Origin of the sequence: uncultured Legionella sp. (assembly GCF_937871865.1) — a bacterium.
Classification (GTDB): domain Bacteria; phylum Pseudomonadota; class Gammaproteobacteria; order Legionellales; family Legionellaceae; genus Legionella.
Genome location: NZ_CALMPD010000310.1, coordinates 1 through 2,250 on the forward strand (window position 1 = coordinate 1; position 2,250 = coordinate 2,250).

Below are 2,250 nucleotides of genomic sequence, written 5' to 3' on the forward strand. Positions count from 1 at the left end.
TGAATACGTCATAAATAAATGATTATAATCAATTTATTATCCGTTGGCTATAATTCGGAAAATGAAGAGTCCAAGAAACCGGCAAATAATGGAGATGATTTTGCTGAAAAACAGAGGCAAAGGAGAAAAAAAGAGTGGAGGATAAAATAGATACCAGCAAAATGGATCGCCATGATGGCGGCTATGTTGCAATTATATGCAAAGCTTGGGGCAACTCTTGATAGGTTAAACGATGCAGTAGATGATCGCCTTGCTCCATTACAGCAGCAACTATCAGATGCCACAGACAAATTATTGGACAAAATTACTGGAGGTGATGAAGCCCCTCCTGCTCCGAAAGATGACAACTCGCAAGCCAATCTCAATAATCCTACCCCAGAGCCAGATGCAGAGATTCAAGCATCACCAGTGTCCCAAGCAGCACCTCTAACTCCATTTCCAGATACACTGAAGCCACTTCAAGTAATCGACACAAGTGGTTATGATCAAACAGTCAGCCCTACACAAAATTCCAATAATGACAGCGGCCAGGTATAGATATTGGAAATCAGATTGGAAAGAGCTTATGAGATATTTATTAAACTCAATGATGCAAAAAGTAACTCTAAGCATTTATCATTGAGAAAATATTTTCCAATAAATTTGGGGGCATGACACTCCAAGTAGTTTCTTCCCATCTTGTCGTACCTCGCCTGCTGGGCTACATGTCGATACAATGTTTTTTTGGTGATTCCGGGCTCTTCACATTAATGCGATCATTATTTCCTAAGAACAGGCCATCTGGTTTAGCTAGAGCATTAATGAATTTAGATCGCATTATCAAAACACTATATCTGCTTAATTATATTGATGATGAAGAATATCGTCGCCATCGCACCCTATATCACTTGCATCCAGGTCTGGGTCCATACATGACGGCGCCGTATTGCGAGACAAGATTAAACTACCGACTTCATTTACCTTTTGTTTTTCTTCAAATTTATTGTTATCACCTTTAAAGAACACAAAACTTCCTGACGATTGATAACTAATAATATTGGCAACTCCCAAGCTAAGAACAGATAATAACAGGAATGCTATCATTGAAAGAACTTTTTGAATTCCACTGTAGCCTTGGTATTTGCTAATTTCTAATTGATTTATATTCTCACCTAATTTGTTACATGTTTCTTTTAAATTTGTAAAGGTTAATTCTCCATGGGAAAAATCTTCCAACGTTTGCTTGATTTGATGAAAAATTGTTTTGGTATTTTCTGTTAGTACATCATTATTGTCGTTTAAAGCAACCTCAGAAAGAGTTGCGGCTTCCATCAATCTTGAAACAACCAATACAGCCTCTTCTAGTGCTTGTTTAATTTCTATATCGTTTTTGTAAAAATTCTTTTTATGTTTGTTAAAAACATCCTTAACTATCGCTTTTTCTCCTTCACAAAAAAAACGTTGGGTCATTAGAGCAAGCGTATTATATTCTAATGTAGTGACTTTACTTTCTATTGCTTCAAATACTGTTTGATCTTGGTTTTCTTCTTTAGCCTCATTTAATAATTGTATTAAAAAAGTACCACGTAACTCACCACACGAAGGAGCCCTATTAGACACCACTACTTTTAATGAGCTGTCTTTAGAAGAAGAAATATCAAATACATTCATGCTATGTGTATTTATTTTGTCTGATGCATAGGGTTGGCCAAATATCATATCGCTTAATTTTATTTTTTTTAAAATCTTAATCTCTTGATCTGTTAAAACCGGTTTTCTATCTGTAATTTGAGATTCTGTAGTGAAGTCATAATTTTTAACTAATGACAAAAATTGCATTGTATCTTCTAAAAAAAATTCGCTAATCATAGTATTTCTCATAAAAAATTAAGATAACATTAAAAACTTATCCGAAAAACCGGAGGGATAGCTCAACAATTAAGCTTGTATTAAAGGAGGCTGTTCTTAGAGTATCTCTTCGTTCCAATGATCGTCACGCCCCTTATTAAAACAACTGGGAGGGCACTGGCATGGAATAGAATTTTTGTACTTCATCAAAATCACAACCAGAAATACAATTGACCGCTTCTTCAACGTCGTAGTGCCACTCATCTATCAACATATTCAAAACCGCCGTATGATGAGGGCCAAATTCTTTTTCATCTATAAACAGGTTTCTCAAATGTTCCCCTCTTAAGCCTCGTGAATATAAGGAAATCAAAGCATCTGCATGCTCATAATTCAGCCCCTCTAGTTCGGCACAGGCTTGAG

General features: G+C 35.9%; 3 protein-coding genes and 1 pseudogene. 2 read left to right on the forward strand and 2 right to left on the reverse strand.

The window, feature by feature from the left end:
• Positions 1-171: 171 nt before the first annotated feature.
• Both Q0495_RS16730 and Q0495_RS16735 read left to right on the forward strand, forming a co-directional pair.
• On the forward strand, positions 172-537 hold the full coding sequence (locus Q0495_RS16730; RefSeq protein WP_298628469.1) for a hypothetical protein: 366 nt from the start codon (positions 172-174) through the stop codon (positions 535-537).
• Positions 538-746: 209 nt separating this feature from the next.
• Positions 747-911 (forward strand): annotated as a pseudogene (locus tag Q0495_RS16735) (Tn3 family transposase); the annotation flags it as partial.
• Here Q0495_RS16735 and Q0495_RS16740 read toward each other — a convergent pair.
• Both Q0495_RS16740 and Q0495_RS16745 read right to left on the reverse strand, forming a co-directional pair.
• The gene (locus Q0495_RS16740; protein ID WP_298628472.1) at positions 838-1,848 is read right to left on the reverse strand and encodes a hypothetical protein; all 1,011 of its coding nucleotides are present in this window, start codon (positions 1,846-1,848) and stop codon (positions 838-840) included. The pseudogene Q0495_RS16735 and the gene Q0495_RS16740 sit on opposite strands and share 74 nt — an antisense overlap.
• 136 nt (positions 1,849-1,984) lie before the next feature.
• Positions 1,985-2,250, reverse strand: a 266-nt coding sequence (locus Q0495_RS16745; protein WP_298628474.1) for a hypothetical protein, incomplete at its 5' end; no start/stop codon positions are given.